We start from the raw sequence: 24,929 nt of genomic DNA on the forward strand, positions 1-24,929 counted from the left end.
CGCCGAGACTAACCCGGGAACGGGACCGGTGGCGGCACCGTCGCCAGCGTGCGGCGGGTCGTCTCCAGGCCCCAGTCGTCCAGCGCGGCCAGCCGGTCGGAGGACCCGCGCAGCCCGCCGTACCGGGCCACGTGCTCCGCCCAGTCCTCCCGCCGCTCCACCTCCGGCCGGGCCACCAGGCAGTCCGGGTCGTTCACCCAGAACCGCCCCTGCTGGTACGCCCGGGCCACCCCGTTCATCGTCGCCGTCCGCTGCGAGGGCTGCGTCATGTCGCCGCGCTCGGGCTCGTAGTGCAGCGCGATGTCGGCGCCGATCCGCATCCCGTCGACCAGCCCGATCGAGGGCAGGATCGGCGCCCCGCAGCCCAGCACGTACGCGTCCCCGACCGCGGCCCGGATCGCCGACACCCCCTGCCGGTACGCCTGCACCGGGGTCAGGCCGGGGTCGTGCCGGGCCCCGGGCAGGGCCGCGCCGTAGACGAAGTCGATCTTGAAGAAGTCGAAGCCGAGGCCGCGGAGGGTGCTGAAGACCTCGGTCAGCCAGGCCAGCGCGGCCGGGTGGGTGGCGTCCACCCCGTACAGGTCCTGGTCCCAGTTGTGGCCGGCGGAGGCGCCGCCGACGGCCCAGTCCGGGTGCTCGCGCAGGGTGGCCGAGCGGGCGCCGAGCAGGAACGGCGCGACCCAGATGCCGGCCCGCCGGCCCCGGTCCCTGATCCGCGCGGCCAGGTCGGCCAGCGAGTCGAACCGGTCCGAGAGCGTGAGCCAGTCGCCGATCTCGCTCTGGTAGCCGTCGTCGAGCTGGACCACCTCGACCGGCAGCTCCAGCCGGTCCATCGCGTCCAGGTTCTCGATCATGTCGGCCTCGGTGACCTGGGTGAAGTAGTGGTACCAGGAGCACCAGATCCTCGGCGCCGGCCGGATCGGCCCGATCCCCGCGTACCTCCCGGCCCACTCCCCCAGCGCGCCCTGCAGCCCGCCGGCGTGCGTCGTCTCCAGCACCGGGCCGTCGGCGCTGACCACGACCCGGTCGCCGTGCACCGCGGCCCGGATCTCCGGCACCGCGACCGTCCGGTCCGCGGCGGCCCAGACCCGGACGGCGCCGCCGTCGCCCGGATCCAGCGCGAGCAGCCCCGCTCCGGAGAAGCCGTCCGGCAGCCCGGCCGGGTCCTGGTAGTTCATCGCCCGGAACTGCGGGGCGGCGCTGCGCCAGGGCCGGTCCTGCAGCCGGTACGCCGTGGTCGGCGTCCACGACTGCCAGCCCTCCTCGTGCAGCAGCGCCCGGTCGGGATCGACCGGAACCTCGGCCAGCTCGGTGAATGTCCGCGGCATGGGCAAAGGCTTCCACACGCCGGCCGGTCAACAGCCCCGCAGCAGGGTCAGCGGTCCGAGCCAGCGGTAGTTGCGGCCCTCCCAGTCCAGCGAGAGTTGCAGCGCCGGCCCGGAGTCGGTGAACAGCACGTCGGTGACGAGCACGAAGAGGTGGTGGTAGTCGGCGTTGCGCCCGTCGGTGTCGGGCTTCAGCTCGATGGAGAACCGGGACAGGTCGGGGCAGTAGCGGCCGAGCACGAGCCCGGCGGCCTGCCGGGCCGTGACCGCGGTGGGAGCGGCCATCGCCGGCAGCGGGCCGGAGAGCAGGTCCCCGGTCTGGGCCGGGGCCGGGATCGGGGTCCGCCCGGGCAGCCGGTCGAACGTCTCGGCCGGCGGCAGCGGCGTCTCCGGCGCGGCCGCGGGGCGCGGGGCGGGCACGGGCCGGCTCACGTCGGCGGTGAACCGCAGCAGCGCCAGCACGACGATCGCGACCAGCACACCGATCCCGGCCCGCACGCCCCGCCGCCGCCAGTACGGCGCCAGCCGCCGGCCGACCGGAGCGAGCCACCGTCCGAGCGGGGTCAGCCGCCGCCGGAGCCCGGCCGCCCGCCGCGGCCGGCGCGGGCCGGAGGACAGCAGGTCCACCGGTCAGGCCGGGCCGGTGCGGGTCGTCGCCATCACGCCAGGCTGTCACATCCGCGGGTACGCTGCCGCCATGGCCGAGCCCCGCAAGCGGAACGTGCGCTGGGGCCTGCTCTCCCTGCTGTTCCTGCTGATCGCGCTGATCTGCATCCTGGTCTCCAGCGGCCAGGGCACGTACAACGCGGTCACGCTGACCGGGCTCGTGGTCGGCTTCGTCGGCGCCGGCTACTGCACCTGGAAGGGCATCAGGGGCTTCAGCTGGCTCCCCCGCTGACTCAACAGCCTCGCAGGAGCTCCGCCGGTCCGGTCCAGCGGTACTCGCGGCCGGTCCAGTCCAGCGCCAGCCGCAGCGCCGGGTCGGTCCCGCCCCGCTCCAACCGGAACAGCAGCACCGTGACGTGCCGCCAGTCCCCGGCCCGCCCGACCCCCTCCGGCCCGAGCGTGTACGCGTAGGCGGCCGGCTCCAGGCAGAACCGCCCCAGCACCAGGTCGACCGCCCGCACCGCGGCGGTCCGGGCCGGCGGCCCGGTCGCCGGCAGCCCGCCGGACAGCGACGCCCCGGACCGGACCGGCGCTGCGATCGGCGTCCGCCCCGGCCGCCGGTCGTACGGCGGGGTCGGCACCGGGGCCGCCGCCGCCACCGTACGGTCCACTGAGGACGGTGATCTGTCCGAAGTGGACCTCACCAGCAGCAGGGCGACGGCCGCCCCGAGGACGGCCGCCGCCACACGTACGCTGCGCCGTCGCCAGATCCGGACGGCCCGGTTCGGCCGCTCCGGACCTGAGGACAGCAGGTCCACCGAGGGGATCAGCCCTTGACGGAGCCCGCGGTGAGCCCGCGGACGAAGTACCGCTGCAGGGACAGGAACACGACCAGCGGGATCACCATCGACAGGAACGCGCCGGCGGTGAGCAGCTGCCAGCCCTGGTTCTGCTGCCCGATGAGGCCCTGCACCTGGAGCGTGAGCGTCCCGTTCTCGCCCGGGCCGAGGAAGATCAGCGCCACCAGCAGGTCGTTCCAGGTCCAGAGGAACTGGAAGATCGCGAACGACGCCAGCGCCGGCACCGACATCGGCACGATCAGCCGCCAGAACGTCTGGAAGTGGCTGGCGCCGTCGATCTTCGCCGACTCGATCACCCCGAGGGGCAGCGTCGACATGTAGTTGCGCAACAGGAAGATCGCCAGCGGCATGCCGAACCCGATGTGGGCCAGCCAGACCGCCGGGAACGTGCCGGTCAGCCCGAGCGAGCCGTAGATCTTCAGCAGCGGCACGAACGAGACCTGGTTCGGCACCACGATCAGCGCCACGATGATGATGAATATGGTGTCCCGGAACGGGAACCTCATGAACGTGAACGCGTACGCGGCGAAGGCCGCGATCATCACCGGGATGATGGTCGCCGGCAGGCTGACCGCGAGGCTGTTGAGGAACGCGTTCCCGCCGCCCTCCCGGAGCACCTGGCTGTAGTTGGTGAACGTCCAGTTGCTGAACGGCTTCGTGATGACCGTCCACCAGCCGGAGTCGTTCGCCGCGTCCTGGGTGCGGAAGGAGGTGATGAGCAGCCCCAGCGTCGGGATGATCCAGAGGGCGCAGACCACGACCATCGTGATGCGGACGCCCCAGCCGGCCCGGCTGGCGACCGGGGCGGTGTCGGTCCTACGCGGGAACGCCCGGCCGAGTCGGCCCGGCCCCTCGACGGGAGGGGTGATGGTGCTGGTCATCGCGCCGCCTCCTGGGCCCGGAAGTTCCGTACCTGATAGACCATCAGCGGGATGATCGCGATCACGAGGATCACCACGATGGTGGCCGCCCGGCCTTGGTTGCCGTTGGTGATGAGCTCGTTGATGAAGCGGACGGCGACCACGTTGGTGTTGAAGTTGCCGCCGGTCATCACGTACACGATGTCGAAGATCTTCATCACGTTGATCAGCGTGGTCACGAAGACCGTGATCACCGTGCCCCAGATCTGCGGGACCACGATGCGGAAGAAGACCTGCCGCTCCTTGGCCCCGTCGATGCGCGCGGCTTCCAGCGTCTCGTCCGGGACGCCCTTGATGGCCGCGGACAGCAGCACCATCGAGAACCCGACCTGGCTCCAGATCAGCACGACCATGAGCAGGAACGTGTTCGTCTTGCCGGTGCTCAGCTGCAGCCAGGCCACCGGGTCGTGGCCGAGCTTGGTGACGACGGCGTTGAGCAGCCCGATCTGGGGCTCGCCGGCCGGGCGGACCTCGTAGATGAACCGCCAGATCGCGGCCAGGGCCACGCCGCTGACCGCCATCGGCAGGAAGATCAGCGTCTTCGCCGTCTGCTCGCCCCGCGGCGCCAGCCGGTCGGCCAGCGTCGCGACCGCGAGCCCGAGCGCGACCACGACCGCCGGGGCGATCAGGATCCAGAGCAGCGTGTTGACCAGCGTGATCTGGAAGTCCCGCTGGGACAGGAGGTCCGTGTAGTTCTTGAAGCCGACCCAGGCGCTGCTGGTGTTGTTGGCGAAGCTGTAGATGATCGTCTGGATCAGCGGATACACGAGGTAGAGGCCGAGCGCGGCGACCGCGGGGAGGATGTAGAAGTACGGCTTGACCCGGTCCTCCCACCGCGCCGGCAGCCGTTCAGCGATGAAGTTGAGCAGCCAGTACAGCACCAGCGCGCCGCCCACACCGCCGACGATCGCCAGCAGCGTGTTGATCACTTTGACCACTGACCCGACTCCTTTCTTCAGGGGAAGCGAGAGGCCGGGGCGACCTCGCGGTCGCCCCGGCCCCGGCCTCAGTGGGTCAGCTCGGCCAGCTCTGCTGGATGCTGGTCAAGGCCTGGTCCAGCGTCTGCTGCCCGCTGATCCAGGCGGTCATGCCCTTCCAGAACGAACCGGAGCCGACGGCGCCGGGCATCTGGTCGGACCCGTCGAAGCGGAACACCGTGGCCTTGTTGCCGATGTCGGCCATCTGCCGGGTCAGGTTCGACGTGTACTTGCTGACGTCGTAGTCCTTGCGCGGCGACAGGAAGCCGTCGGAGTCCTTCCAGCCCGGGAAGTCCGGACCGGTCATGAACGCCATGACCTTCTTGGTGTCGTCGTCCTTGCCGTTGAACACCGCGGCCAGGTCACCGCCGCCGAGCACCGGCTTGGTGTTCGCGTCCTCGCCCGGGAAGTAGAAGACGCCGACCTGGTTGTCGATGTCGGCGACGATGTTCTTCGGGAAGAACCCGGACTGGGTGATGAAGTTGCCCTGCTTGAGCATCATGCAGCCCGGCTTCGCGTTGAACATCGGGTTCCCCGCGGTCGCGAAGTTCGTGCTCACGGCGCCCTTGGTGCCACCGAGGACGTTGCCGTTGGCCAGCACGAGGTTCTGGAAATTCGTCGCGGCCGTCTTCACCGACGGGTCGTTGAACGGGATCGCGTGCGAGACCCACTTGTCGTAGGTCTCCGGGCCGGCGCTCCGGAGCATCTCGTCCTCGACCCAGTCGGTGGCCGGCCAGCCGGTCGCCGAGCCCGACTCGATGCCGAGGCACCACGGGGTGGTGCCGGCGGCCTTGATCTGGTTGGTCAGCGTGGTCAGCTCGGCCTGCGTGGTCGGGACCTTGTAGCCCGCCGCGTCCCAGGCCTTCTTCGGGTAGAAGACCAGGCTCTTGACGTTGTACGAGATCGGCACGCCGTAGAACTTGTCGCCGACCTTGCCCGCGTCGAGCACGCCCGAGATGAGCTGCGACTGGAGCTGGTTCACGTCCAGCTGCGTCGACAGGTCCGTCATCTTGTTCTGGGCGACGAAGTCCTTGAGGATGCCGGGCTGCGGGAACAGCGCGATGTCCGGCACGTTGTTCGCCTGCACCCGGGTCCGGATCAGAGTGTCGAAGGACTGCGACGCCTCCGTGAACTTGACCTTGATCCCGGAGGTCTTCTCCCACTCCGTGAACGCCGCCTGAAAGCCCTTGGACTGCGCGCCACCGAAGCCGAAGATGATCTCGACGTTGCCGTCGCCGGCCTTCGTGCCGCTGCTCCCGCCGCTGCTGCTTCCGCTACTGCTCAGACACGCCGACGCCGCCAGGGCAACCGCCGCCGCCAGAGCCACCTGCTGGATGGCCTTCCGCCTGCCCATACCTGCTCCTGTCTCGATCGTTCCCTGCGTACGAACGTCCGCGGGCCACCTCTCGCGAGGGAGACCCCGGGCGCGGTGACCGCGTTCTTACCGGATTCGTCCGGGGAGGAAACACCAGGGAAACGTCCCCTGGGTACCTCTTGGCCCCGGCATAGTGGCGTGCTCGCCCCGTCGACCGGATGCGGCGCGCGGGCGGCAGGATGTTCCGGTGCACCATTGCGCCGTCACGTCACGCCCTGGCTCGTGGCCGGGCGTCGACGGCTGGTGGCCGGCATCATGCCTCCTGCTGGACACATCCGGTCTCGTGGCGACATGCTCGCGTCACGAGCGTGCGGCCCGACCTTTGCACACTGGTGTGATCCAGGCCACTCTTTGGCGTGACATCGTTTTCATGGTGTGACCTGACACCTGCGGCTCGCGTGCCGTGCACGCTCCGCGTGTGACGACGAGGAGGTCGAATGGGCGCACCACCGTCCGTCAACGGGCAGGCCGGCATCCTCGACGTGGCGCGCCGGGCGGGCGTGTCCGCCTCGACCGTGTCCCGGTCGCTACGCGGCTCGGCCAAGGTGTCGGAACCGACCCGGGAGCGGGTGCTGCGCGCTGCCGCCGAGCTGGAGTACGTGCCCTCGCCGGCCGCGTCCCGGCTCGCCTCCGGCCGGACGCACGCGATCGGGGTCATCGTCCCGTTCGCCACCCGGTGGTTCTTCTCCGAGGTCCTCACGGGCGTGGAGGGCCCGCTGCGGGAGGCCGGCTACGACCTGCTGCTCTACAACGTCGGCGACCCCGAGGGCCGCAACCGCTTCTTCGGCACGATGCCGCTGCGCCGGCGGGTGGACGCGGTGCTCGCGGTGGCCTCGTCGCTGGACCCGGCCGAGCAGACCGCGCTGCAGGCGCTGGGCGTGCCGCTGGCCGTGATCGGCGGTCCCGTCGACGGTTTCGCCCGGGTCGGCGTGGACGACCGGGCCGGCGCGGTGATGGCCGTACGGCACCTGGTCCTGCTCGGGCACCGCGACATCGTCATGATCAGCGGCGAGCCCTCGGACCCGGTCGGGCGGTCCACCACCGCGGCCCGGCGGGAGGGCTTCGAGGCCGCGCTGGGGGAGGCCGGTATCCCGGTCGGGCCGGACCGGGTGGTACCCGAGCCCTGGGGCGTCACCGGCGGGATGCGGGCGGCCGAGCAGCTGCTGGCCGGGCGCCGGCTGCCGACCGCGATCTTCGCCGAGTCCGACGAGATGGCGCTGGGCGCGCTGCAGGTGCTGCGCCGGGCCGGGCTGGCGGTGCCCGGGCGGGTGTCGCTGATCGGGTTCGACGACCACGAGATGGCCCCGGCCGGCGAGCTGACCACGATCGCGCAGCCGGTCCGCCGGCAGGGCGAGCTGGCCGCCCGCCGGCTGCTGGCCGTGCTGGCCGGGGACGGGGACGGCATCGCCATGGACCTGGTGCTGCCGACCCGGCTGGTGGTGCGCGGCACGACCGGTCCGCCCCCACCGGACACCGGCGGCGGCAGCGCTTTCGCATAAGGTCCGGACATGGTCGACATCCGGTCGCCCTCCGGGCAGTCCGCCGCCGAGCTGCTGGACGAGCTCGTCACGGCGATCGGCCCGCCGGCCCGGGGACGGCTCGGCGCGCTCGAGGGCGAGGCCTTCACCGCCCGGCTCGAGCAGGTCCACCCGGACATCGTCGAGCCGCTGACCGTGCTCTACGGCGACCGCACGGACGTGCCCGAGCTGGTCCGCCGGCTGGTCGGCCAGGCCCTGGACGCGGCCGCCGCCCGGCCCTGGCCGCTGCGGGTGCTGGACCGCCGCCGCGAGGTCGACCCGGGCTGGTTCCAGCGCTCGCGCACGATCGGGTACGCCTGCTACACCGACCGGTTCGCCGGCACCCTGGCCGGTGTCCGCGACAAGCTGGACTACCTGGCCGAGCTGGGCGTGACGTACCTGCACCTGATGCCGCTGCTCAGGCCGCGCGAGGGCGCCAACGACGGCGGCTACGCGGTGGCCGACTACACCGCGGTCGACCCGCGGCTGGGCAGCATGGCCGACCTGGAGGACCTCGCCGCCGACCTGCGCTCGCGCGGCATCGCGCTTTGCGTGGACCTGGTCCTCAACCACACCGCGCGGGAGCACGCCTGGGCCCGCCGGGCCGCCGCCGGCGATCCCGCGTACCAGGACTTCTACCTGGTCTTCCCGGACCGGACGCAACCCGACGCGTACGAGCGGACGCTGCCGGAGGTCTTCCCGGACACCGCGCCCGGCAGCTTTACCCACGTGGCGGAGATGGGCGGCTGGGTCTGGACGACGTTCAACGACTACCAGTGGGACCTGGACCACACCAACCCCGAGGTCTTCGCGGCGATGCTCGGCACGATGCTGGAGCTGGCCAACCACGGGGTGGACGTGCTGCGGCTGGACGCGGTGCCGTTCCTCTGGAAGCGGCTGGGGACCGACTGCCAGAACCAGCCCGAGGCGCACCTGCTGGTGCAGGCGTACCGGGCGCTGACCCGGCTGGCCGCCCCCGGGGTGCTGTTCAAGGCCGAGGCGATCGTCGCGCCGGAGATGCTCGTGCAATACCTGGGTGCGCACGACCGCTACCGGCCCGAGTGCGACCTCGCCTACCACAACCAGCTCATGGTGCTGCTCTGGTCGTCGCTGGCGACCCGGGACGCGCGGCTGGCGGCCCGGGCGCTGGCCCGGCTGCGGGCCGCGCCGGCGCCGACCGGCTGGGTCACCTACCTGCGCTGCCACGACGACATCGGCTGGGCCGTCTCGGACACCGACGCCGCCGCGGTGGGCTGGAACGGGTTCGACCACCGCCGGTTCCTGGCCCGGTTCTACGCCGGGCGGCACGCGGGGTCGTTCGCCCGCGGCGCGCTGTTCCAGGAGAACGAGGCCACCGGCGACGCCCGTACGTCCGGGATGGCGGCGGCGCTGTGCGGGATCTCGGCCGGCGACCCGACCGGGGTGGACCGGCTGGAGACGCTCTACTCGGTGGTGTTCTCCTTCGGCGGGATCCCGCTGATCTGGATGGGCGACGAGCTCGGGCTCGGCAACGACGAGCAGTGGGCGGCCGACCCCGCGCACGCGGCCGACAACCGCTGGCTGCACCGGCCGCCGATGGACTGGGCCGCGGCCGCCCGGCGGGCCGACCCGTCGACCGTGGCGGGCCAGGTCTTCGGCCGGCTGCGGGCGCTGGCGGCGGCGCGGCGCGGCCAGCTGGCGCTGCGGTCCGGGGGCGAGACCACGGTGCTGGAGCCGGACGACCCGCACGTGCTGGCGTACCGGCGGCGGCATCAGCGCAGCGCCCCGCTGCTGGCGCTGGCGAACTTCTCCGACGGCTGGCAGTCCGCCGGCCTCGGCCTGGCCACGGCGGCGGGCCTCGCCGACCCGGTGCACGTGCATTCCACCCGCGGCCGCCTCGACCTGGGCGAGGGCCGCATCCACCTGCCACCCTGGGGCTTCGCCTGGCTCACCACCCGCTAGCCACCTCAGCCGCCGGCCGACCACGCGCTGGCTGCCGCGGCTGCCGCGGCGACCATGGGTCAGCCGCTGCGGCCGCCCACGCGGTGGCCGCCGTGGCCGCGGGCCGAACCCCGGTAGCCGTCGTGGCCGCCGGAAAGACCTGATGGGTGGCGGTTGTGGCGTCAGGGTGGCGGCATGTGGTGTCACTCTGACGAACTTTCTGACGTCAGCGCTTGACTTGGTGACGCCGGTGACGCCATAGTGACGTCATGGACCTGACGCCCTACGTCGAAAGCCTCCGCCGCGATCTGATGGCCGCGGCCGCCGCCGGCACCGAGGAGACCCGCCGGACGGCGGAGATCCTGGCCGCGGCGATGGAGCCGGCGGCCCGGCTGGCGATCCTGGACGCGTTGAGCACTGCCACCGCTGACGTCACCGCGGCGCTGACCGGCGTCACGGTCGAGGTCCGGCTGCACGGCCGGGAGCCGCGCATCTCCGTCGACACGATGGAGGCCGAGCCGGACGACGTCCCGGCGGATCCGGCCGCACCCACGGCCGACGAGTCCGACGGCACCGCGCGGGTGACCCTGCGGCTGCCGGAGTCGATCAAGGCCAGGACCGAGGAGGCGGCCAACCGGGCCGGCATCTCGGTGAACTCGTGGCTCGTCCGCGCGGTGACCCGCGCGCTGGACGGCGCCGCTCAGCAGGACCAGGGCCGGCCCGGCCGGCGCCTGGTCGGGTACGCCCGAGGCTGAGCTCTCCCTCCCCCGCACCGCTCGCGACTTCCCTACCGCCGCGCGGCCTGTTCGGCGCGCCCAGATCCGAGGAGAACCCCGATGTCGAACTACTTCTACGGCTCCGCGCTCGACACCGAGCTGGACTACCGCCGCTCCACCCTGCGCCAGCAGGCCGCCGACCACCGGCTGGCCCGGACCGCCCGCCGCGCCGCCCGGACGGGCCGCCGGCGCGGCAACACCGACGGCCGCCGCCACTAGACCCGGTGGGCCGGCCCCGGCGCGACCGGGGCCGGCCCGCGATGGACACCCCCGCACCAGCCGTTCCACCCTCGATGAGGAGATGTCGTGCCCGACTACACGTTCGAGACGCCCGAGCCCGTCGACCTGCGGATCCGCGCCGCGACCGGCGTGATCACGGTCACCGCGGCCGACACCACGACCAGCACCGTCGAGGTGACCGCCATCGACGACGACGCCCGCGAGCTCGCCGAGGAGACGACCGTCCAGCTCGACGGCCGGCAGCTGCGGATCGAGCAGCCCGAGCGCCGGCACTTCCTCGGCATCAAGCGGCGCCGCGTGTCGATCACGGTCACCGTGCCGAGCGGGTCGTCGCTGACGACGAAGTCGGCCTCGGCCCGCATCACCGCCTCCGGCCGGTACTCCACGGTCGACGCCAGCACCGCCTCCGGGACCGTCACGGTGGATCAGGTCGACGGCGACGTCGACGCCACCTGCGCCAGCGGTGACGTCACGATCGGCTCCGGCCGGGCGATCCGGGCCCACTCCGCGTCCGGCCGGATCGACATCGGCCACGCCACCGGCGACGTCGACGTGAAGTGCGCGTCCGCGCAGATCCGGATCGGGGTCGCCGAGGGCTCGGTGCGGGCCAAGGCCGCCTCCGGCGACATCAGCATCGACGAGGCCCGGGCCGGGACGATCTCGCTCAGCGTCGCCTCCGGCAACCTGAAGATCGGCGTCCGCTCCGGCGTCTCCGCGCACCTGGACCTGCGCTCGACCAGCGGCCGGATCCGCTCCGAGCTCCCGGTCGAGGACGACGCCCCCGACGACGGCGCGCCGCTGGAGATCCAGGCCCGCACCACCAGCGGCAACGTCCTGGTCGTCCCGGCGGCGGTTCGCGCCTGACCGCAGCACGCCGTACGCCTCGCCGGCACCCCCGTGTGTGCCGGCGAGGCGTCGTCACCCGCGGCGACCCGACGCGTCCCCTACGTATTCAGATTCGCTCCGGCCGGCCGTACCGGATGGTTCGGCGGCGGAAGATCACCCGATCGGCAGAGTGGCCGCGGTCCCGACCACGGCCGCGAGGGCCGGCGCCAGGTCGCCCCGGGGCCGGACGGCGACGGAATCCAGCCCGAGCCAACGCGCCATGTCGGCCAGCTCGACCGCCAGCTCCTCGGCCACCTCGGGCGCCGGCGAGGGTGTCTCCGACCAGGCCGCCCGCACCTGCAGCACCCCGGCCGCCCGGTCGGCCTTCAGATCGATCCGGCCGACCAGCCGGTCCCCGAGCAGGAACGGCAGCACGTAGTAGCCGTAGATCCGCTTCGGCTCGGGCGTGTAGATCTCGACCCGGTAGCGGAAGCCGAACAGTCGCTCGGTCCGGGCCCGCTCCCAGACCATCGGGTCGAACGGGGTGAGCAGCGCCCGGGCCGCGATCCGCCGGGGCAGCTTCGCCTCGGCCCAGAGCCAGGCCTGGTCCTTCCAGCCCTCGACCCGCACCGGCAGCAGCTCCCCCGCCTCGGTCAGCTCGGCGATCCGGACCCTGGTCTCGGCCGAGGACAACCGGAAGTAGTCGGCGAGGTCCTTGAGCGTCCCGACCCCGAGCGCCCGGCCCGCGACCCGGACCAGCTCGCGCTGGCCGTCCGCCGCGGACGGCGTCGGGGTGGCCAGGACCGCCGGTGGCAGCACCCGCTCGGACAGGTCGTAGAGCCGCTCGAAGTTCGGCCGGTCGGCGATCATCACGTCGCCGACGGTGAACAGGTATTCCAGCGCGATCTTGCCGTCGTGCCAGTTCCACATCGAGCCGGGCGTGTTCGGGCGGGCCTCGCCGGTCGCCCCCGCGCCGATCGGCCCCTCCCGGCGGACCAGCTCCCGGATCTCGTCGACGTAGCCCGGGCGCCGGGCCCGCATCTGGCTGGCCCAGCCGCCGTCCTTCTGCTGGTTGCGCTCCATCCGCCAGCGCAGCGCCGGCTGCAGCCGCAGCGGGATGAGCGACGCGGCGTGCCCCCAGTATTCGAAGAGCTCGGCCTTGCGGCCCCAGGACATCCGGTCCAGCAGATCCTGCGGGTACGGCCCCAGGCGGGAGAAGACCGGCAGGTAGTGGGAGCGGACCAGCACGTTGATCGAGTCGATCTGCAGCAGGCCCATGCGGTCGATCACCCGGCGCAGGTGCCGCGCGTCGATCCGGCCGGCCGGGCGGGGCTCGCCGAAGCCCTGCGCCGCCAGCGCGATCCGGCGGGCCTGGCCGGCCGAGAGCGTCTCTGATCTGACCACGGACCTGATCCAAACAGACGCCTACGACACTTCCACGACCGCCGCCGCCCGCCGCCGCTCCCGGCTCTCCGCGGTCACCACCAGCGCGACCGCGACCAGGATGATCAGGCCGCCGACCAGCGCCGAGCCGCCCAGCCGCTCGCTCGCGAACAACGCGCCGAGCAGCACCGCGACGGCCGGGTTGACGTACGCGTAGGTGGCGACGATCGAGACCGGCGCGTTCCCGAGCAGCCAGACGTACGCGGTGAAGGCGACCAGCGACCCGAACACGATCAGGTACGCCAGCGCCCACCAGGCCTTGCCGGTGACCTCGCCGAAGGAGAACCCGGACAGCTCGCCCCGGCCGACCGACACCACCAGCAGCAGCAGCCCGCCGGCGAACATCTCCACCGTGGTCAGCATCAGCGGGTCCGGCGGCACCGGCCGCAGCGTCACCAGCAGCGACCCGGCCGCCCAGGACAGCGCGGCCAGCACGCACAGCGCCGCATAGCCGACGTCGGTCCCGCCCGACCCGCCGGGCAGGAAGATCACCGCCACCCCGACCAGGCCCACCAGCACGCCGATCGCGGTCGCCGGACCCGGGCGGTCCCGCAGCACCGTCCGCAGCACCACGATCCAGAGCGGGATGGCGGCGACCAGCAGCGCGACCAGCCCGGAGCTGACCCGCTGCTCGGCCACCGTGACCAGCCCGTTGCCGCCGGCCAGCAGCAGGATCCCGGACAGCGCCGCGGTCACGGTCTGGGTCCGGGTCGAGCGCAGCGCCGCCCGCCCGCGCCGGAGCACGAGGTAGACCAGCATGATCGCGGCGGCGGCGACGAAGCGCAGCCCGCCGGAGAGCAGCGGGGGGAAGCCGCCCTCCACCGCGTACCGGATGGCGAGGTACGTCGAACCCCAGACGACGTAGACGATCCCGAGTGCTCCGACGGCCTTGGCTCCCACAGCCCGAGACTGCCACCACGGGAAATCCGGATGATCGGGTTGAGAGGATGGCCACATGGACGTCATCTGCCGGCCGATGGTGGCCGCCGACCTCGACGCGGCCTCGGAGCTGCACGTACGGGCCTGGCAGACGGCCTACCGCGGGATCGTGCCGCAGGCGTTCCTGGACGGGATGGACCCGGCCGTGCGCCGGCGCCGGAACGAGGGCCGCAGCCTGGCCGGCCAGCACGTGGCCGAGGCCGGCGGCGAGGTGGTCGGCTGGCTGTCGGTGGGGCCGTACCGGGACGACGACCCGCCCGGTCCCGGCTGCGGCGAGATCGAGGCGATCTACGCGCGGCCGGACGTGGTCGGCGCCGGCGTCGGCCGGGTCCTGCTGGCGTACGGGCTGGGCGAGCTGCGGCGCCACGGGCTCGCCCCGGTGCTGCTCTGGGTGCTGACCGGCAACGACCATGCCCGCCGGTTCTACGAGAAGGCCGGCTTCGCCGCCGACGGCGCCACCCACGACTACGAGGTCGGCGGGGCGACCCTGCCCGAGCTGCGCTACCGGTACGACGGATAGCGTCTCCTCCGTGGCGGACGTGGCGGTGCGGGCGGCGCGACCCGCGGACGTGCCGGAGATCGCGCGGATCCAGATCGAGACCTGGCGGACCGCGTACCGGCGGTTCCTGCCGGCCTCGGTGCTGGCCGCGCTGGACCAGGAGCAGGCCGCGGCGGCCTGGGGCGCCGCGGTGCGCGAGCCGCCCTCGCCGGCGCACCACGTGCTGGTCGCGACCGAGGGGGACACGCTGGTCGGCTTCGCGGCCGTCGGCCCGTCCGAGGAGGAGGACGCGGCGCCGGGCGAGGCCGCGGTGGCCGCGCTGCTGGTCGAGCCGCGCTGGGGCCGGCGGGGGCACGGCAGCCGGCTGCTGGCCGCGACGGTCGAGTACCTGACGGCGGACGCGATGACCCGGCTGGTCGCCTGGGTGCCCGACGGCGACCGGGCCTCGGCCGCCTTCTACGAGTCCGCCGGCTGGGAGCGCGACGGCCTGGTCCGGACGCTGGAGGACGAGGGCGGGACCGTGCGCGAGAACCGCTGGCACGTCTCGCTGACGGAGGCGGCGTGAGCGACTTCCGCGGGTTCCCGGAGCGGGCGCTGATCTTCTTCGAGGGGTTGGAGGCCGACAACTCCAAGCCGTACTGGACCGACCACAAGGACGTGTACGAGGAGCATGTCCGGGCCCCGATGCTGGCGCTGCTGGCCGAGCTGGAGGCCGAGTTCGGGACGGGCAAGATGTTCCGGCCGTACCGGGACGTGCGGTTCAGCAAGGACAAGACGCCGTACAAGACCCAGGCCGCGGCGATGGTGGAGTCCTACTACCTCTCCTTGTCCGCGGACGGGCTGTTCCTCGGCGGCGGCGTCTACCACCCGGCCCCTGACCAGCTGGAGCGGCTGCGCCGGGCGGTCGCCGACGACGTGCAGGGCGCGGCCCTCTCGCGCATCGTCGGTTCGCTGGAGAAGGCCGGGTACGAGGTCGGCGGCGACCGGATGACCCGGCCGCCGCGCGGCTACGCCGCCGACCACCCGCGGATCGAGCTGCTGAAGCACCGGTCGCTGGTGGCCAGCCGGCACTGGGAGCCGGAGCCCTGGCTGCACACCCGGGCCGCGTACACCCGGGTCCGGGACGCCTGGCGGGGGCTGGCGCCGCTCAACGACTGGCTGCACACCAACGTGGGCGCGAGCGACCAGCCCCGGCGCTGAGCGTCCCTCCTCAGGGCAGGATCAGGTGGACGTCGCCGAACTCGTGCCAGCGGTAGCCCTGCTCGGCCGCGGCCGCGTAGCTCGCTTCGAGCAGGCCCGGAGCGGCCACGGCGGCCAGCATCTGCAGGTGCGACGCCGCCGGCGGGTGCCACCCGGTGAGCAGGCCGTCCACAGTGGACAGCTCGTCGCCCGGGCCGATCACCAGCTCGGTCCAGCCCTCCGGCTGCCCGGAGCGGGCCGCCGCCTCCAGCGCCCGCACGACCGTGGTACCGATCGCGATGACCCGGTGGGCGTCCCGGACCGCGCGGCGCGTGGACGCCGGGACCGAATACCACTCCGCGTACGGGGGCTCGTCCCGCTCCGGGCTGGACAGCCCGCAGTGCAGCACGACGGTGGCGACCTCCACCCCACGCCGGCGCAGGTTGCGCAGCACCCGGGTGGTGACCGGCCGGCCGGCGCTCGGCATCTCGGCGCTGCCGGGGGTGTCGGCGTGGTCGGTGCGGTAGGCGGCCAGCGGCCAGGGCCCGGCGGTGTAGCCGTACCGGACCGGTTCGCCGTGCGCGACCAGCCACTCCCCCAGCGGACCCGGGGTACGCAGCTCGGCCGTCCACAGGCGACGGTGCCCGGGCTGGTACGGCGCCCCGACCGTGAGGCGGGCCGCGCCGAGGGCGACCTCGACGCCCTCCCGGTCCACGGTGGACGGTTCGCCGCCCTGGCGGCGGGACGGACGGCGGAGCTCGACGACCCAGCGGGACCTGCGTGCCCGCAGGGCTTCCGCGGTGGTCCGGCCGGATTCCCGGTCCACTGTGGACAGGTGCACGGCCACCCGCTCGCCGGTCGCGGTCACCCCGTCCACGGCCGCCGGGAGGGTGTCGGAGGTGTTGAGGACGACCAGGTCGCCCGGGCGCAGGACGGCCGGCAGCTGGCGGGCCACCATCGGGCGCGGGCCCTCGCTGGCCGAGGCGACCAGCATCCGGACACCGTCGCGGCCGATGCCGCGCGCCTCCGGCGGGCTCGTTGCCGGCGCTCCCTCCGGAAGCCCGGCCGCGCCCCTCCATCCGCCCGGCAGATCCCGGCCGCCTTCTCGGACGACCCCGTGGGCGGCGGTCATGAGTGCGCTCCGGTGGGGACCGGGAGGTCTCCGGCCTCGTAGCGGGCGTTCGGGAGGTCGGAGTCGAGCAGCCGGCGCAGCGCCGGCACGACCGTCTCCGGCTCGGGCCGGTCGGAGATGTCCTCGCCCGGGAACGCGGCGGCGTGCATGGCGGTACGCATGTCGCCGGGGTCCACGGCGTAGACCCGCAGCAGCGGCTCCTCCGCGCCCAGCACCGCGGCGAGCTGGTCGAGCGCGGCCTTGCTCGCGCCGTACCCGCCCCAGCCCGGGTACGCCGCCACGGCCGCATCGCTCGAGATCGCCAGCACGCAGCCGGCAGCGGCCCGCAGCGCCGGCAGCAGCAGCCGGGTCAGCGCGTGCGGCGCGACCACGTTGGTCTCCAGGACCTGGCGCAGCTCGGCGGTGCCCAGCTCGGCCAGCGGCGGCAGCGGCGACGGCCCGAGCGCGGACGCGTTGAGCACCAGCAGGTCGAGCCGGCCGCCGGCCGCGGCGGCCAGCGCGTGCCGGTGCTCGGGGTCGGTGACGTCGCCGGGGATGGCGACGACGTCCGGCCCGAGCGGCGCCGTGGCCGCGGTCAGGTCGGCCGCGGTACGGGCGTCGAGCACGAGCCGCCAGCCGGCGCCGGCGAGATCGGTGGCGAGCGCCCGGCCGAGGCCCTGGGACGCTCCGGTGATGACAGCGGTTGGCATGTCTCCACCGTGCCGCCGCGCCGGACCCGCGCCATCGGCCCCGAGCCGCTGCCCCCTAGGACTTTGGTCCTACGCCCGGCGACCGCCCGTCCGCCCGCCGCGGCTAGGTCTCGCGGCCGCGGAGGAGGGCGGTGGCGAAGCCGCGGAGTTCGCCTCGGCAGACTCCGCTGCTGATCGTCGGGTCCTCGTTCATGATCCGGCGGGCGCTGTCCTCGTCCGGCGCCTCGAAGACGCAGAGGCCGGTGTTGATGCTGCCGAGGGTCGGGCCGGCCAGGATCATCACGCCCTCGGCATGCAGGCGCTGGAGCCGGACCCAGTGCTCGGCGAACACCGCCCGCTCGTGCTCGGTCATCGTCGCGGCGAAGTTCTCCCGCGGCGCGTGGATGAAGTAGACCCACTCCGCCATGCCGGGATGATGCCACTCATCCGGCGGCCAGGTTGTGGTGGACGGCGTACAGGGCGGCCTGGGTGCGGTCGGCGACGTCGAGCTTGGCCAGGATCGCGCTCACGTGCGCCTTGACCGTCTTCTCCGACAGCGCGAGGTCGCGGGCGATCAGCCGGTTGGACCGGCCCCGGGCGATCAGCCGCAGCACCTCGCGCTCACGCGGGGTGAGCGCGCCGGCCGGATCGGGACCGGCGACGCTGGACATCACCGTCGCCGCGACCGCCGGGTCGAGCGAGGCGCCGCCGGCGTGCACGGCCCGCAGCGCGTCGGCCAGCTCGGCCGGGCCGACGTCCTTGAGCAGGTAGCCGGCGACGCCGGCCCGGACCGCCGGCAGCACCGAGTCCTCCCCCGCGTAGCTGGTCAGCACCACGACCTTGACCTCGGGGTGGGCGGCCTTGAGCCGGCGGACCACGTCCAGCCCGGACATCCCCGGCAGCACCAGGTCCAGCAGGACGATGTCCGGCGCCAGCCCCGGCACCAGCGCGAGCGCCTGCTCGCCCGAGCCGGCCTCGCCGACCACCTCGATGTCGGGCTGCAGGCCGAGGAACGTGCGCAGCCCGGCCCGGACCATCTCGTGGTCGTCTACCAGGACGAGCCTCAGCGACTTGCGCAGCGGCTCAGCAGTCACCGGGCACCTCCAGGGTCACGGTCGTCCCGGTGCCGGGGCGGCTGTCGATCACGAGCGTGCCGCCGACGGCCTCGGCCCGCTCCCGCATCGAGGTCAGCCCGAGCCGGTGCGAGTCCCGCAGCGTCGCGGCCAGGTCGAAGCCGCCGCCGTCGTCGGCGACCACCAGCCGGACCGGGTCGCGGGTGTCCAGCGCGACCGTCACCGCCCGGGCGTCCGCGTGCCGCAGCGCGTTGGCCAGCGCCTCGCCCGCGACCATCAGCACCTCGCGCTCGACCGTACGATCCCGGAGGCGGGGACCGCGCACCTCGAGCCCGATCCGCACGTCGTGCACGCGTCGCAGCAGCTCGACCCGCTTGCGCAGCGCACCGGCCAGGCCGTCGGCGTCCAGGTCGACCGGCCGCAGGGTCTCGACCAGGCCGCGCATCTCGGCCAGCCCGGCCGCGGCCAGCTCCCGGACCTGGTCGAGCTGGTCGACCAGGGTCGGATCGGCCCCGCCGGCCAGCGCGGCCGCGCTCTCCGCGGCCAGGGTCAGGCTGAACAGGGTCTGGGTCACCGAGTCGTGCAGCTCCCGGGCCAGCCGGGCCCGCTCGGCCGCGACCGACAACTCCCGGGCCCGTTCCGTCCGCTGGGCGTTGACGACCGCGAGCGCGGCGTGCGCGGCCAGCGTCTCGACCAGCGACTCGTCGGCGTCGGTGAACCCGCCGCCGGTCTTGTCGGCCAGGTAGAGCTCGGCCAGCACCTCGCCGCCGGCCACGATCGGCACGCCCAGGAACGAGCTCATGTCCGGGTGCGCCCGCGGCCAGCCGGAGAACCGCGGGTCGTCGCGGATGTCGGCCAGCCGGATCGTGCCGGGCTCGGCCAGCAGCGCGCCGAGCAGGCCGTGCGTCCGCGGGAGCGTGCCGATCGCGGCCCAGGTCTCGGCGTCCACGCCGGCGGTGAGGAACAGCCCGAAGCCGCCGGCGCCGTCGGGGACGCCGATCGCCGCGTACCTCGCGCCGGCCAGGTCGCGGGCCGCGTCCAGGATCACCCGCAGCACCGGCTCGGTCCGCCGCTCCGCGCCCAGCGCCAGCGCGACGTCCAGCAACCGGCGCAGCGCCGTCGTCTCCGGGCTCGTCACCCGGCCAGTTCTACAGCCCCTTCGGCGCGGGGAGCCATTCCCTACAGCTTCTTGAGGGCCGGCAGCAGCTCCTCGGGGGCCCAGTCGAGGAACGCGTCCTGCTGGTCGCCGCCGATCTGCACCAGCGCGACGTCGGTGAACCCGGCCTCGGCGAACGCGCGGACGCCGTCGACGAACGTGCTCACGTCCGCGCCGCACGGGATCTGCTCGGCCACGTCCTCCGGCCGGACGAACTCCGACGCCGCCTCGAACGACGCCGGCCCGGGCAGCTCCGAGTTCACCTTCCAGCCCAGCCCGAACCAGCGGAACTGGTCGTGCGCGCGCCCGATCGCGGCGTCCCGGTCCGGACCGTAGGAGACCCCGATCTGGCCGACGCGGCGCTTGCCCCGGCCACCGGCGGCGTCGAACATCTCGTCCAGCTCCGGCTTCGGCTCGGTCGCGATCATGAGGTCGGCGTGCTTGCCGGCCAGGTCGCACGACTGCTGTCCGGACACGGCGATGCCGATCGGCACGCGCTGCTCGGGGAGGTCCCAGAGCTTGGCCGAGTCGACGTCGAAGTGCAGGCCCCGGTAGTTGACGTACCCGCCGTCGAAGAGGGCGCCGATGATCTCGACCGCCTCGGTCAGCTTCTCGTGCCGGACGTTCGCCGGCTGCCAGCCCTGGCCCACGACGTGCTCGTTGAGGTTCTCGCCGGCGCCGAGGCCGAGGGTGAACCGGCCCTCGGACAGCAGGCCGACCGTCGCGGCCTTCTGGGCCACGACCGCCGGGTGGTAACGCACGGTCGGGTTCGTCACGTACGTCATGAGCGGGATCCGGTCGGTCGCCTGGGCGGCGGCGCCGAGGACGCTCCACGCGTACGGGGAGTGGCCCTGGGAGGTGAGCCAGGGGTTGTAGTGATCGGAGATCACGGCGAAGTCGAAGCCGGCCTCCTCGGCCCGGACCACGTCCCGCACCAGCTGCCGCGGTCCCGCCTGCTCGCACATCATGGTGTAACCGATCCGCATGCACTCGCTCTGCCCGCGTGCGAGCCCGTCAATCCGCTCCGGGACGAACGGTCAGGCGGAGGCGGCGGCCGAGTCGTGCGACGGGGTGGAGTGCGGCATCGGGGTGGCGGGTGCGTGCGCCGGCGAGGCCGGTACGGGCACGGCACCGTCGGAGTCCGCCGCGGCGGCAGCCGGCCGCACGGAGGCAGGCGGGCCGGCCGGAGCCGGGACGCCGGAGGCAGGCGGACCGGCCGGAGCCGGGACGCCGGCGCCAGGCGGGCCGGCGGGAGCCGGGGTACCGACACCGGCAGCCGGTGCGCCGGCGGGAACCGGGACGCCGGCAGCGGGCGGGCCGGCGGGAGCCGGGACGGCGGCAGCGGGGGCCGGGGCGCCCGCGGGCGAGCCGGGCGCGGGCAGCGGAGCGGTGACACCCGGCGTCGGCGGACGCACGGCCGGGGACCCGGGCGCGCCCGGCGTCGGCGGACGCACGGCCGGCGCGCCGGGCGTCGGCGGGCGGGCCGCTGGAGCCGGAGATCCGGCCGGGCCGCCGGCACCCGCGGTGGGACCGGGGGCGACCGGGCCGGGCGGGACGGCGCCGGGCGAGGTCGCCGGCCCGCCGGCGCCCGAACTCGCAGCCGGGGCCGCGGTCGGCCCGGTGGCGGCTGCGGCCGGCGCGGCGGCAGGCGTACCGCCGGCCGGGGTAACGGGCTGGGCCGGCGGCGGGGACGCCGACGAGTGGACGGGGACGGCGGCGGGGTGTTCGTTGCCGGTGATGCCGAATTCCTGGTGCAGCTTGGCCCAGAACCCGTCCCGCAGCGCCCGCCGCGCCTCCTCGTACGGCCGGAGCGAGCGGCTGATCTCCTCCTCCGCCTCGACGAGCAGCTCCTTGTCGATGACGGTCGGCAGCACCGGCCCCGGCAGCAGGTCGGCGACGTTCTCGCGGCCGCGGGTGAGCAGCCAGCGGGCGGCGATCCGCGCGCCGATCTGCTCCATCTCGGGCCGCTCGGGTCCGGACCGGTCGTGCGACGGGGCGGCAGGCCGCGGCGCGGGCGGCGTCGGCAGCTTGCGGGCCGCGAACACCTCGGCCGGCGTCGGCACGATCGGCTTGTCCGCCTCCCGCACCAGCTCCTCGCGCGACTCGCGGGACTCCCGGGACTCGCGGGACTCCCGGGACTCCCGGGACTCGCGGGACTCCGCCGCCGGCTCGGCCTCGATGTACGGCCGGCAGAACTCGCCGTCCAGCAGGTCGCTGGTGTCGGCCTCCCAGAGCAGCCGCTCGGCCTGGTTCACCCCGTACGGCGGCTCGACGCCCCAGACGTGCACGCGCACGCCGTACGCCTGGGCCGCCTCGACCGCGGGCAGCATGTCCTCGTCGCCGGCGATGAGGACCACGTCGGAGACGGCGCGGTGCCGGGCCAGCACCTCGAGGTCCTGCCGCAGCTGTGCGTCGACGCCCTTCTGCTGGCCGGCCGAGTTGAGGTTGCCGAGCCTGACCTTCACGTGCGGCAGCGCGGCGATCTGGCGCTGCTCGACGGTCGGCACCCGGTCGCGGGCGGCGTCGTACCAGTACATCCGCAGGAGCTCACCGGGAGTGGTCGCGGCGGCGCGGGCGAGCAGGGCCGCGATCAGCGGCTCGGCCGCGATCCGGAACTCCCGCCGGGACGTCCGGCCGAGCACGAGCTGGCCGACCGAGGCGTAGACATACCCGGCGTCCACCAGCACCGCATGCCGGCCGACATCCGGGGCCACGTCGGACACTGTGCCCCTCCTGACACCCGGAACCACGCCGGGTGACCACCCGGACCCGCAGCCTACCCCCAGCGACGTACGCCAGGGATCACACCGCGCGACGGAGGGCGCCCGCCGGCCTCAGCGCACGGGGGGACGCCTAGGACGCGACGGGCGCCGGTCCGCACCGGACCGACGCGGCAGCGACGGATCCGGACATCCGTGACTCGACTGTCCCAGACTGCCGGGTCCACGTACAGGGTGAAGTCGGAGTATCGCTCTGGGTCATCAACGTCGACACATCCGCGCCTGGTCGGCGTGGTGATCAGAGGTCGAGCAGGGCCTCGAGACCGACCGTGAGACCGGGCCGGGACGGCACCGAACGGACCGCGAGCAGTACGCCGGGCATGAACGAGACCCGGTCGTACGAGTCGTGGCGCAGGGTGAGGGTCTCCCCGGTCGTGCCGAGCAGCACCTCCTGGTGCGCGACCAGGCCGGCCAGCCGGACCGAGTGCACCGGGACGCCGTCGACGCGGGCGCCGCGGGCGCCGTCCAGCGCGGTGGTGGTCGCGTCCGGCGCCGGGCCGATGCCGGCGGCGGCGCGGGCCTCGGCGACCAGCGACGCGGTCCGGGCCGCGGTGCCGCTGGGGGCGTCGACCTTCTTCGGGTGGTGCAGTTCGATGATCTCGACCGACTCGAAGAACCGGGCCGCGACCTGGGCGAAGCGCATCGCGAGGACCGCGCCGACGGCGAAGTTGGGGGCGATCATCACGCCGACCCCGGGAGCCTCGTCGACCCAGCCCTGCACGGTGGCGATCTTCTCCGCGTCGAAGCCGGTGGTGCCGACGACGCAGTGGATCCCCTCGTCGATGCACCAGCGGATGTTGTCCAGCACGACGTCGGGCGAGGTGAAGTCGACGACCACCTGGGCGCCGGCGTCGGCCACGCCGAACAGCCAGTCGCCGGCCTCGACCATCGCGACGAGGTCGAGGTCCTCGGCGGCGTCGACGGCGCGGCAGGTCTCGCTGCCCATCCGGCCGCGGGCCCCGAGCACACCCACCCGCAGCGGCTCCTTGGCCGGGGATTCGGTCATGACGGCACCCTAGTGGACCGGCGCGCGCGAGCCCGGCACGGCCGGGCCCGCGTCACCCCGGAGTGCTGAAGTCGGACTCGGTGAAGGGGCCCACCACGGCGAGGCACTGGGGCCGGCGCAGGACGTCCGCGGCGACGGCGCGGCAGTCCTCCGGGGTGACCGCGTCGATGTGCCCGAGCACGTCGTCCACGGTGAGCACCTCGCCGTAGGACAGCTCGCCCTTGCCGATGCGCGACATCCGCGAGCCCATGTCCTCCAGGCCCAGCACCAGCCCGCCGCGCGACTGGCCCTTGCCCCGGGCGACCTCGGCGTCGGTGACCCCGTTCTCGGCCACGTCCGCGAGCTGCTCCCGGACCAGCGCCAGCACCTCCGGCACCTTGGCCGGGTGGCAGCCGACCGAGACGCCGAACTGGCCGGCCCCGGCGTGCTGGGTCGTGAAGGAGTAGACCGAGTACGCCAGCCCGCGCTTCTCCCGGATCTCCTGGAACAGCCGCGAGCTCATCCCGCCGCCGAGCGCGTTGTTCAGCACGCCGAGGGCGAACCGGCGCTCGTCCCCGCGGGCCAGCCCGGTACCGCCGAGGATCAGGTTGGCCTGCTCGGTCGGGCGGTCGGTGACCGTCAGCGCCCGGGCCGGCGTCCGCCCCGGGCGGGTCCCGGCCCGCGGCGGCAGCGGCGCCACCCCCGGGTCGAGCCGGCTCGCGAACGCCGCCCTCACCAGCTTCACGACCACCGCGTGGTCGACCGCGCCGGCCACCGCGACCACCATCGACTCCGGCTTGTACCGGCGCTGGTAGTAGCCCGCGATCCGGTCCCGGGTCAGCGTCTCGATGGTCGCGACGTCGCCGATCACCGGCCGGCCCAGCGGGGTCGGCCCGAACAGGGCCTCCCCGAACAGGTCGCCGACCAGGTCGGACGGATCGTCGTCGCGCATGGCGATCTCTTCCAGGATCACCCCGCGCTCGGCCTCGACGTCCGGCTCGGCGATCACCGCGTCGGTGACGACGTCGCAGACCAGCTCGACCGCCATCGGCAGGTCGTCGCCGAGCACGTGCGCGTAGTAGCAGGTGTGCTCGCGCGAGGTGAACGCGTTGAGGTCGCCGCCGACCGCGTCCACCGCGACCGCGATGTCCAGGGCCGAGCGGGTCCGGGTGCCCTTGAACAGCAGGTGCTCCAGGAAGTGCGACGCGCCGGACAGCGCCGGGGTCTCGTCCCGGGAGCCGATGGCGACCCAGACGCCGACCGCGGCCGAGCGGGCGCCGGGCACCTGCTCGGTCACCACCCGCAGCCCGCCGGGCAGCGTCGTACGCCGGATCACCTCACCACCGGAGCCGCGGCCCAGCACCTGGGTCGAGGCCCGCTTCGGCGCCGTCATCGGGACCGCCCCGCGCACGAGGTCGCCCCCGCCCGGCGAGGCCGGACGGGGGCGGTTGCCTGCGTCATGCTCAGCTGACGCCGGCCGGCTCGGGCTCCGGCGTCGCCGCCGGGGCCTCGTCCTTGACCGGGATCAGGCTGATCTTGCCGCGGTTGTCGATGTCGGTGATCTCGACCTGCAGCTTGTCGCCGACCTTGACCACGTCCTCGACCTTGCCGATCCGCTTGCCGTTGCCGAGCTTGCTGATGTGCACCAGCCCGTCCCGGCCCGGCAGCAGCGAGACGAACGCGCCGAACGCGGCCGTCTTCACCACGGTGCCGAGGAACCGCTCGCCGATCTTC

Annotated in this window: 27 protein-coding genes; 9 read left to right on the forward strand and 18 right to left on the reverse strand. The window is 73.9% G+C overall.

All coding sequences use genetic code 11. The features are described 5' to 3' along the window. Positions 1 to 8: 8 nt before the first annotated feature. Both VGP36_02550 and VGP36_02555 read right to left on the reverse strand, forming a co-directional pair. A complete protein-coding gene (locus VGP36_02550; GenBank protein HEV7653603.1) occupies positions 9 to 1,328 on the reverse strand; it encodes a glycoside hydrolase family 36 protein in 1,320 nt (439 codons plus the stop codon). Positions 1,329 to 1,355: 27 nt separating this feature from the next. Then, positions 1,356 to 1,952, reverse strand: a complete 597-nt coding sequence (locus VGP36_02555; GenBank protein ID HEV7653604.1) for a hypothetical protein — start codon at positions 1,950 to 1,952, stop codon at positions 1,356 to 1,358. A 70-nt stretch (positions 1,953 to 2,022) separates the two neighbouring features. Here VGP36_02555 and VGP36_02560 point away from each other — a divergent pair, with 70 nt between their 5' ends. Then, positions 2,023 to 2,223, forward strand: coding sequence for a hypothetical protein (locus VGP36_02560; protein HEV7653605.1), 201 nt, complete (start codon positions 2,023 to 2,025; stop codon positions 2,221 to 2,223). A 1-nt stretch (position 2,224) separates the two neighbouring features. On the opposite strand, the gene VGP36_02565 is transcribed toward VGP36_02560, so the two are convergent. The 4 genes from VGP36_02565 to VGP36_02580 all read right to left on the reverse strand — a co-directional run bounded on the left by VGP36_02565 (position 2,225) and on the right by VGP36_02580 (position 6,042). Beyond that, a complete protein-coding gene (locus VGP36_02565; GenBank protein HEV7653606.1) occupies positions 2,225 to 2,677 on the reverse strand; it encodes a hypothetical protein in 453 nt (150 codons plus the stop codon). An 80-nt stretch (positions 2,678 to 2,757) separates the two neighbouring features. Continuing rightward, a complete protein-coding gene (locus VGP36_02570) occupies positions 2,758 to 3,672 on the reverse strand; it encodes a carbohydrate ABC transporter permease (GenBank protein HEV7653607.1) in 915 nt (304 codons plus the stop codon). Next, positions 3,669 to 4,649: a sugar ABC transporter permease gene (locus VGP36_02575; protein HEV7653608.1), complete on the reverse strand. Its 981-nt coding sequence runs from the start codon at positions 4,647 to 4,649 to the stop codon at positions 3,669 to 3,671. Before VGP36_02575 ends, VGP36_02570 begins: the two co-directional genes overlap by 4 nt. A gap of 76 nt (positions 4,650 to 4,725) precedes the next feature. Further along, the gene (locus VGP36_02580; protein ID HEV7653609.1) at positions 4,726 to 6,042 is read right to left on the reverse strand and encodes an ABC transporter substrate-binding protein; all 1,317 of its coding nucleotides are present in this window, start codon (positions 6,040 to 6,042) and stop codon (positions 4,726 to 4,728) included. Positions 6,043 to 6,500: 458 nt separating this feature from the next. Between VGP36_02580 and VGP36_02585 the strand changes: the two genes are divergently transcribed. The 5 genes from VGP36_02585 to VGP36_02605 all read left to right on the forward strand — a co-directional run bounded on the left by VGP36_02585 (position 6,501) and on the right by VGP36_02605 (position 11,380). Further along, on the forward strand, positions 6,501 to 7,562 hold the full coding sequence (locus VGP36_02585) for a LacI family DNA-binding transcriptional regulator (protein ID HEV7653610.1): 1,062 nt from the start codon (positions 6,501 to 6,503) through the stop codon (positions 7,560 to 7,562). A 9-nt stretch (positions 7,563 to 7,571) separates the two neighbouring features. Then, positions 7,572 to 9,521 carry an amylosucrase gene (locus tag VGP36_02590; GenBank protein HEV7653611.1) on the forward strand — a complete coding sequence of 650 codons (1,950 nt, stop codon included), beginning with the start codon at positions 7,572 to 7,574 and terminating at the stop codon, positions 9,519 to 9,521. 248 nt (positions 9,522 to 9,769) lie between these two features. Next, positions 9,770 to 10,255: a hypothetical protein gene (locus VGP36_02595; GenBank protein HEV7653612.1), complete on the forward strand. Its 486-nt coding sequence runs from the start codon at positions 9,770 to 9,772 to the stop codon at positions 10,253 to 10,255. Between the two features lie 81 nt (positions 10,256 to 10,336). After that, positions 10,337 to 10,495, forward strand: a complete 159-nt coding sequence (locus VGP36_02600; protein ID HEV7653613.1) for a hypothetical protein — start codon at positions 10,337 to 10,339, stop codon at positions 10,493 to 10,495. 87 nt (positions 10,496 to 10,582) lie between these two features. After that, positions 10,583 to 11,380 (forward strand): DUF4097 family beta strand repeat-containing protein, encoded by a 798-nt coding sequence (locus VGP36_02605; GenBank protein HEV7653614.1) that lies wholly within the window; start codon positions 10,583 to 10,585, stop codon positions 11,378 to 11,380. A 135-nt stretch (positions 11,381 to 11,515) separates the two neighbouring features. Here VGP36_02605 and VGP36_02610 read toward each other — a convergent pair whose 3' ends face one another. Together VGP36_02610 and VGP36_02615 are read right to left on the reverse strand one after the other, a co-directional pair. Next, complete coding sequence (locus VGP36_02610; GenBank protein HEV7653615.1) at positions 11,516 to 12,745, reverse strand: winged helix-turn-helix domain-containing protein; 1,230 nt, start codon at positions 12,743 to 12,745, stop codon at positions 11,516 to 11,518. A 21-nt stretch (positions 12,746 to 12,766) separates the two neighbouring features. Then, positions 12,767 to 13,684, reverse strand: a complete 918-nt coding sequence (locus tag VGP36_02615; GenBank protein HEV7653616.1) for an EamA family transporter — start codon at positions 13,682 to 13,684, stop codon at positions 12,767 to 12,769. A 55-nt stretch (positions 13,685 to 13,739) separates the two neighbouring features. On the opposite strand from VGP36_02615, the gene VGP36_02620 reads away from it, so the two are divergent. Genes VGP36_02620 through VGP36_02630 form a run of 3 tightly spaced genes read left to right on the forward strand, consistent with a single transcriptional unit; the run spans position 13,740 to position 15,422 of the window. After that, positions 13,740 to 14,243, forward strand: coding sequence for a GNAT family N-acetyltransferase (locus VGP36_02620; GenBank protein HEV7653617.1), 504 nt, complete (start codon positions 13,740 to 13,742; stop codon positions 14,241 to 14,243). A 10-nt stretch (positions 14,244 to 14,253) separates the two neighbouring features. Further along, positions 14,254 to 14,787, forward strand: a complete 534-nt coding sequence (locus tag VGP36_02625; protein HEV7653618.1) for a GNAT family N-acetyltransferase — start codon at positions 14,254 to 14,256, stop codon at positions 14,785 to 14,787. Further along, positions 14,784 to 15,422 (forward strand): DUF2461 domain-containing protein, encoded by a 639-nt coding sequence (locus VGP36_02630; GenBank protein HEV7653619.1) that lies wholly within the window; start codon positions 14,784 to 14,786, stop codon positions 15,420 to 15,422. Before VGP36_02625 ends, VGP36_02630 begins: the two co-directional genes overlap by 4 nt. 10 nt (positions 15,423 to 15,432) lie before the next feature. Here the strand turns inward: VGP36_02630 and VGP36_02635 are convergent, their stop codons facing one another. The 10 genes from VGP36_02635 to VGP36_02680 form a co-directional block, all read right to left on the reverse strand. After that, positions 15,433 to 16,533, reverse strand: a complete 1,101-nt coding sequence (locus tag VGP36_02635; GenBank protein HEV7653620.1) for an S-adenosylmethionine:tRNA ribosyltransferase-isomerase — start codon at positions 16,531 to 16,533, stop codon at positions 15,433 to 15,435. Then, the gene (locus VGP36_02640) at positions 16,530 to 17,222 is read right to left on the reverse strand and encodes an SDR family oxidoreductase (protein ID HEV7653621.1); all 693 of its coding nucleotides are present in this window, start codon (positions 17,220 to 17,222) and stop codon (positions 16,530 to 16,532) included. The genes VGP36_02635 and VGP36_02640 overlap by 4 nt, the downstream gene beginning before the upstream one ends. A 103-nt stretch (positions 17,223 to 17,325) precedes the next feature. Beyond that, positions 17,326 to 17,628, reverse strand: coding sequence for a YciI family protein (locus tag VGP36_02645; protein ID HEV7653622.1), 303 nt, complete (start codon positions 17,626 to 17,628; stop codon positions 17,326 to 17,328). A gap of 16 nt (positions 17,629 to 17,644) precedes the next feature. Then, a complete protein-coding gene (locus VGP36_02650) occupies positions 17,645 to 18,295 on the reverse strand; it encodes a response regulator transcription factor (GenBank protein ID HEV7653623.1) in 651 nt (216 codons plus the stop codon). Further along, the gene (locus VGP36_02655) at positions 18,285 to 19,412 is read right to left on the reverse strand and encodes a GAF domain-containing sensor histidine kinase (protein HEV7653624.1); all 1,128 of its coding nucleotides are present in this window, start codon (positions 19,410 to 19,412) and stop codon (positions 18,285 to 18,287) included. The genes VGP36_02650 and VGP36_02655 overlap by 11 nt, the downstream gene beginning before the upstream one ends. Before the next feature lie 41 nt (positions 19,413 to 19,453). Further along, the gene (locus VGP36_02660; protein ID HEV7653625.1) at positions 19,454 to 20,416 is read right to left on the reverse strand and encodes an LLM class F420-dependent oxidoreductase; all 963 of its coding nucleotides are present in this window, start codon (positions 20,414 to 20,416) and stop codon (positions 19,454 to 19,456) included. Positions 20,417 to 20,467: 51 nt separating this feature from the next. Further along, a complete protein-coding gene (locus VGP36_02665; protein HEV7653626.1) occupies positions 20,468 to 22,144 on the reverse strand; it encodes an NYN domain-containing protein in 1,677 nt (558 codons plus the stop codon). Between the two features lie 304 nt (positions 22,145 to 22,448). Next, positions 22,449 to 23,216, reverse strand: coding sequence for a 4-hydroxy-tetrahydrodipicolinate reductase (gene dapB, locus VGP36_02670; GenBank protein HEV7653627.1), 768 nt, complete (start codon positions 23,214 to 23,216; stop codon positions 22,449 to 22,451). A 52-nt stretch (positions 23,217 to 23,268) separates the two neighbouring features. Continuing rightward, positions 23,269 to 24,588: a pitrilysin family protein gene (locus tag VGP36_02675; protein HEV7653628.1), complete on the reverse strand. Its 1,320-nt coding sequence runs from the start codon at positions 24,586 to 24,588 to the stop codon at positions 23,269 to 23,271. 70 nt (positions 24,589 to 24,658) lie between these two features. Beyond that, the coding region (locus VGP36_02680) for a S1 RNA-binding domain-containing protein (protein ID HEV7653629.1) at positions 24,659 to 24,929 on the reverse strand (271 nt) is incomplete at its 5' end.

The organism is Mycobacteriales bacterium (genome assembly GCA_035995165.1).
GTDB lineage: Bacteria > Actinomycetota > Actinomycetes > Mycobacteriales > CADCTP01 > CADCTP01.

Bases quoted from the DNA above. Each gene is read 5' to 3' on its own strand.
- VGP36_02550 (HEV7653603.1), bottom strand. From the start codon at position 1,328: ATGCCGCGGACATTCACCGAGCTGGCCGAGGTTCCGGTCGATCCCGAC.
- VGP36_02560 (HEV7653605.1), top strand. From the start codon at position 2,023: ATGGCCGAGCCCCGCAAGCGGAACGTGCGCTGGGGCCTGCTCTCCCTG.
- VGP36_02570 (HEV7653607.1), bottom strand. From the start codon at position 3,672: ATGACCAGCACCATCACCCCTCCCGTCGAGGGGCCGGGCCGACTCGGC.
- VGP36_02580 (HEV7653609.1), bottom strand. From the start codon at position 6,042: ATGGGCAGGCGGAAGGCCATCCAGCAGGTGGCTCTGGCGGCGGCGGTT.
- VGP36_02585 (HEV7653610.1), top strand. From the start codon at position 6,501: ATGGGCGCACCACCGTCCGTCAACGGGCAGGCCGGCATCCTCGACGTG.
- VGP36_02590 (HEV7653611.1), top strand. From the start codon at position 7,572: ATGGTCGACATCCGGTCGCCCTCCGGGCAGTCCGCCGCCGAGCTGCTG.
- VGP36_02595 (HEV7653612.1), top strand. From the start codon at position 9,770: ATGGACCTGACGCCCTACGTCGAAAGCCTCCGCCGCGATCTGATGGCC.
- VGP36_02600 (HEV7653613.1), top strand. From the start codon at position 10,337: ATGTCGAACTACTTCTACGGCTCCGCGCTCGACACCGAGCTGGACTAC.
- VGP36_02620 (HEV7653617.1), top strand. From the start codon at position 13,740: ATGGACGTCATCTGCCGGCCGATGGTGGCCGCCGACCTCGACGCGGCC.
- VGP36_02635 (HEV7653620.1), bottom strand. From the start codon at position 16,533: ATGACCGCCGCCCACGGGGTCGTCCGAGAAGGCGGCCGGGATCTGCCG.
- VGP36_02640 (HEV7653621.1), bottom strand. From the start codon at position 17,222: ATGCCAACCGCTGTCATCACCGGAGCGTCCCAGGGCCTCGGCCGGGCG.
- VGP36_02645 (HEV7653622.1), bottom strand. From the start codon at position 17,628: ATGGCGGAGTGGGTCTACTTCATCCACGCGCCGCGGGAGAACTTCGCC.
- VGP36_02660 (HEV7653625.1), bottom strand. From the start codon at position 20,416: ATGCGGATCGGTTACACCATGATGTGCGAGCAGGCGGGACCGCGGCAG.
- dapB (HEV7653627.1), bottom strand. From the start codon at position 23,216: ATGACCGAATCCCCGGCCAAGGAGCCGCTGCGGGTGGGTGTGCTCGGG.
- VGP36_02675 (HEV7653628.1), bottom strand. From the start codon at position 24,588: ATGACGGCGCCGAAGCGGGCCTCGACCCAGGTGCTGGGCCGCGGCTCC.